The sequence below is a fragment of the Wolbachia endosymbiont of Tuta absoluta genome, assembly GCF_059414725.1.
On record NZ_JBNRJY010000093.1, the window covers coordinates 1 to 4,710 of the forward strand.

Consider the following 4,710-nt stretch of genomic DNA (forward strand, 5'->3'; position numbering starts at 1 on the left):
TAACTTTAGAGTCCATTTACTTGCGGCTTTTATTGTTGATATACTTCCCACCATAATTGTAATAAGGTATATAAACTATCACAAGTACAAATTTCTATTTGATCTTACATTTTTATTGTAATAACCTATATGAATCACACACCTTAATTGATGAATAAATCGGTTGTGCGAGTAGGAGATTATTGTGCAGAAGCAACACTACATTTTTGCGTTAGTGGCAGTAACAATGTTTTTGTAAATGGTAAGCCAGTTTGCCGGAAAGGAGATAATTTTACAGAAGGTAGAGTATTAACTGAAGGATCAAAAACAGTGTTTGCAAATGGGTTTGGAGTGGGAAGAGTTGGGGATTCAGTATCTTGTGGTTTCAAGGTAATAAGTGGAAGTAATAATGTTTTTTCAGGATAAAAATAAACCATCTGTTATACTTACCAAAAGTAAGGTTATGAACATGGGTATAACTACTAGCCTATTAGGAGACATTAGTGATTTAATAGATAGAGCAAAGAATTATCTTTCTGTTCAATTCAACTCTACTCTAGTATTGTTAAACTGGGAAATTGGCTCCAGAATTGATCAAGATATCCTAAAGCACAAACGTGCAGATTATGGGAAGCAAATCATCTCTCAACTTGCAAAAGAACTTCAGATTAAATATGGACGTGGATTTGATAGAGCGTCATTATTTCGTATGGTACAATTTTCTAAATTCTTTCCTGATCAAGAGATTGTCGCGACACTGTCACAACAATTGAGTTGGTCACATTTTGTAGAAATTATTGCAATTTCTGATGAGCTGAAGCGTAATTATTATATAGAAATGTGTCGTATTGAAAGGTGGAGTGTTAGGGCACTACGTAGTAAAATCGATACTATGTTGTATGAACGTACAGCACTAGCAAAAAAACCTGAAGATTTCATAAGAAGGAGTATAAAAAATTTACGTGAAGAAAATATGTTAGCACCAGAATTCATTTTTCATGACCCATACTTCCTTAGCTTCATGGAATTGCCATCAAGTTATAGTGAGACTGATCTAGAAAATACAATCTTGGATGAATTGACAAAATTTTTACAAGAGTTTGGAAATGATTTTTGTTTTGTAACACGTCAAAAAAGGATGAGTACTAAAACAACTGACAGGTATTTGGACCTGCTATTTTTTCACAGAGGATTAAAACGCCTTATAGCAATAGAACTAAAAATAGGTCGCTTTGAACCAGCCTATAAAGGACAGATGGAATGGTATTTAAATTGGTTAGATAAAAATGAACGAAAAGCAGGTGAAGAAAAACCGTTAGGGATTATTTTATGTGCTGATAAGGATCAAGAGGATATAGAATATCTTGAACTCGAAGGCTCTAATATTCATGTTGCACAGTATTTAACACAGCTTCCTTCTAAAGAAATTCTTGAAAAGAAGTTGAGAAAGGCTATTTCTATAGCACGTGAAAAACATGCAAGTATTAAGTCAAATCCATGAAAAATATATGAAAGGAATGGATGCTAAAACAGGGAAAGAATTAGAGGGAATAGAGCACTTAAAGCAATCGATAATTGATATACTGACCACTCCTATTAACAGTAGAATAATGAGGAGAGATTATGGGTCAAGATTATTTGAATTGGTGGATAAGCCAATAAATAGAGATTTAACACTTGAGATATATGCAGCAACTGCAGAAGCTTTGGAAAAATGGGAGAGAAGGTTTAAATTAGAGAAAGTGAAGATAACAGAAGTAAAAGAAGGGAGAGTAACATTGAATTTAGAAGGTGTCTATCTTTCAGAAGGTAAGTTCATAAATATTAATGGAGTAGTTGTTTAAAAATGCAGCAGCCAAATATTATCGAACCACTGAACTTTGAGGAAATATTTTTCAGAATGAAAGAAGAGTTAGTGAGTCGGGATGCAAGCTTTACAGGATTGGTGGAAAGTGATCCAGCGATAAAGATTCTGGAGGTAGCAGCATGGCGAGAACTTTTGCTCAGACAAAGGATGAACGAAGCAGTAAAGAGTAATTTACTGAAATTTGCAAAGGGAGAAGATCTTGATAATTTGGCTGAATTTTATGGAGTAGAGAGAGAAAAAGAAGAAGAGGATGAAAGATTTAGAAAGAGGGTAAAAGCAAAAATAGCAGGTTGGTCAACAGGAGGAAGTAAGGAATATTATAAATATCATGCACTGTCAGCAGATAGTAGAGTAAAAGATGCACTAGTAGAATCACCTATACCAGGAAAAGTACAAATTTCAATCTTATCAACACAAACTGGCATATTGTCAGAAGAGCTACTAGAAATTGTAAAAAAGCAGGTTACTAGAGATGATATAAGGGTTTTAACAGATACAGTAACAGTAGTTGGTTGCAATATTACGGAAATAGATATTCACAGCAGAATGAGCATAAGTCCTGTGATATCAAAGGAGGAAATCAAGAAGCAGTTCATCAAGAAGTTTGAAGCAAGCAAAAGATTGGGATGGAATGTTACAAAATCTTGGATAATAGCAAATTTATTTGTAGAGGGTGTAGAAAACGTAGAATTAATCGAGCCAAGAGAGAATGTTATGGTGCTAGGTAATGAGTGTGCAGTTCTTAGTCATGTTAAATTAGAGGAAATATAGGATTTGAAACGTATTCTTTTACTAGCAAGCACTTTTAAGAAGTTCATAATATTTTTGAATATATTACATTAGCAGTAAATCAATTGACACGATATTACCTCAGATTATATTGTATGTGTGGAGGATACAAAACTTAAATAGGTAACATTAGGGGGTATTTTAATGGCACAGGAACAACAATCAAATGCAAACTTTTGCGGGGCTGTAGGCAGAGCACTACTTTTGCCATTACATGCAATAGTTTATGTGTTTAATCCATGTAATTGGTGTAATTCATCAGATAAGGTTAAAAGAGATGCAAGAGTTGCATTAAAAGAAGTGGTGGATGGCCATCCAAGGGTTTGTTTACACTCAGAAATGTTAAGAAGCAGTGCAGAGTTGGGCATGAAGATCTTGAAAGTTGGATCTGGATTTGTTGCGTTTTCAATACCCAGGTGCTTTTCAAGTAAACTGAAGCAGAAAGAAATTGACGATCTGCAAAGAGAACATCCCAACATCAAGCTTAGTAAGGAAGACAGAACAGCTATTATTGAGATTGATATTGTGGAAATTCAAAGAGGGTTGCATGGCAGAAAAGCTATTATTAACCAAATTGCAAGCAGGATATGTTCAGACCTAAAAGCATTGACACGAGCTGGCATTGAAAAAGTATCATATGGTGATATGAAGCTCATTTACAGTATTGCAAAAGCGTTGCATGATAGCCATAACTATACTAGAAGCGAGGAGAAAGAGATATTCACAAAATCTGATGGTGATATGATAATTTGCATTGCCAACAAAGGTATTGTATCTCTCGGTGGTAGAAATCATAGAATAGAAGATAATAAAAAAAACAGAGTATCTCTCAATGAGCCTGGAAGTAGTATGTCTAATGTAACGGCAAGCAGTTTTTACGTTAAGCAAATTTAGTAACAGATACACTTTTAATGAGGAAATTTCCGTACCAAGGTCAGAACTATCTCTTGTTTACTTATGTATCATATAAGCAAAAGAGTTAGAGCAAGAAAAAGCAAATGAAAAGTTTATTACCGCCAAACGCAACAAAGCAAGAAAAAGTGCTAGTAGAAGCAATCGACTACAAAGTTAATCCAAGTTGCATCAGGGAATTTAAATTTAGTCTTAAAGATGAAATACTGCCGTGGTTGATTGAGGAATATGAATTGGGGGAAATTCTACGTTGGATAAAGGATAAAAGAAAAGCCGTAGTAGAAGGAGTAAAATTTCAAAGACTGAGAGGAACTCCAGCATCACTCAAAATAGCACTAAAGTGGGCGAATATAGAAGATATTACAATTATTGAGGAGCCATCTGGCAAGCACTTTTTTGAATTACAGATAGGAATAAAAGATGTTCCAAATGACTTTTTTGTAGATGCAGTAGTAGAACTTGCAAAACTATCGTTACCAGCAAGATCGCGGCTAATGAGGATTTTCAATGATCACTATAACGTTGATAGGTTTATATTAGATGAAAGCTTTTTTGGAAATTTGTTATCGGATTACTCAGGGATAAAAATTGAAAAAGATGGACCAGTATTATCGTTTGGAAGAGTAAATTTTTTTTGGTTTAGTGGTACATCAATTAAGGTTATAGAGAGTTATCTACGTAACCATTATGAGCAAGCATTTAGTAATGACATATATCGCTTAGATGTAGCAGTACTTGGGGAAACAGAACCTCACACAAGGGATTATAAAGGCATTTATGAAAGAAATCATCAGTGGTACAATTTAAAAGCACTATATCCACTACCACAGAGCTTATTACCAGAAATAAAGTTTGCGAAAGCGCAAGTTATATTATCGGACAGTTGGAACTTAGGAGAAACAAATGCGTGCTTTCCGGTTGATAGCATAGAAGAAGAAGGAAATAAATTTGTATTGGGAAACGATAAACTTTCAGGGCAACGTTGGAATTTAAAACACAAGCCAATTTTAGAAAGGTTTAGCTGTGTGATTCATATAGGTTATTACAATAAAAATGTAAGATCAAATAGAAATTTGTACTTGTGATAGTTTATATACCTTATTACAATTATGGTGGGAAGTATATCAACAATAAAAGCCGCAAGTAAATGGACTCTAAAGTTA

At 34.2% G+C, this 4,710-nt stretch carries 6 protein-coding genes; all 6 read left to right on the forward strand.

All coding sequences use genetic code 11. From position 1 onward, the window contains the following. Nucleotides 1–150 precede the first annotated feature (150 nt). The 6 genes from ACJ5GX_RS01125 (at nucleotide 151) to ACJ5GX_RS01150 (ending at nucleotide 4,632) form a co-directional block, all read left to right on the forward strand. Entirely contained in the window at nucleotides 151–405 is a 255-nt protein-coding gene (locus ACJ5GX_RS01125; protein ID WP_230609252.1) for a PAAR domain-containing protein, read from the forward strand. After that, nucleotides 389–1,480 (forward strand): PDDEXK nuclease domain-containing protein, encoded by a 1,092-nt coding sequence (locus ACJ5GX_RS01130; protein ID WP_264377309.1) that lies wholly within the window; start codon nucleotides 389–391, stop codon nucleotides 1,478–1,480. Before ACJ5GX_RS01125 ends, ACJ5GX_RS01130 begins: the two co-directional genes overlap by 17 nt. Before the next feature lie 7 nt (nucleotides 1,481–1,487). Next, nucleotides 1,488–1,823, forward strand: a complete 336-nt coding sequence (locus tag ACJ5GX_RS01135) for a GPW/gp25 family protein (RefSeq protein ID WP_096097272.1) — start codon at nucleotides 1,488–1,490, stop codon at nucleotides 1,821–1,823. Between the two features lie 2 nt (nucleotides 1,824–1,825). Then, entirely contained in the window at nucleotides 1,826–2,617 is a 792-nt protein-coding gene (locus ACJ5GX_RS01140; protein WP_230609256.1) for a baseplate assembly protein, read from the forward strand. 162 nt (nucleotides 2,618–2,779) lie between these two features. Continuing rightward, a complete protein-coding gene (locus tag ACJ5GX_RS01145) occupies nucleotides 2,780–3,529 on the forward strand; it encodes a hypothetical protein (protein ID WP_230609257.1) in 750 nt (249 codons plus the stop codon). 104 nt (nucleotides 3,530–3,633) lie between these two features. Then, nucleotides 3,634–4,632 carry a phage tail protein gene (locus ACJ5GX_RS01150; RefSeq protein WP_230609259.1) on the forward strand — a complete coding sequence of 333 codons (999 nt, stop codon included), beginning with the start codon at nucleotides 3,634–3,636 and terminating at the stop codon, nucleotides 4,630–4,632. Nucleotides 4,633–4,710 lie beyond the last annotated feature (78 nt).

Coding starts and splice junctions, on each gene's coding strand:
- ACJ5GX_RS01135 (WP_096097272.1), top strand. CDS start 1,488: ATGAAAGGAATGGATGCTAAAACAGGGAAAGAATTAGAGGGAATAGAG.
- ACJ5GX_RS01130 (WP_264377309.1), top strand. CDS start 389: ATGTTTTTTCAGGATAAAAATAAACCATCTGTTATACTTACCAAAAGT.
- ACJ5GX_RS01150 (WP_230609259.1), top strand. CDS start 3,634: ATGAAAAGTTTATTACCGCCAAACGCAACAAAGCAAGAAAAAGTGCTA.
- ACJ5GX_RS01125 (WP_230609252.1), top strand. CDS start 151: ATGAATAAATCGGTTGTGCGAGTAGGAGATTATTGTGCAGAAGCAACA.
- ACJ5GX_RS01145 (WP_230609257.1), top strand. CDS start 2,780: ATGGCACAGGAACAACAATCAAATGCAAACTTTTGCGGGGCTGTAGGC.
- ACJ5GX_RS01140 (WP_230609256.1), top strand. CDS start 1,826: ATGCAGCAGCCAAATATTATCGAACCACTGAACTTTGAGGAAATATTT.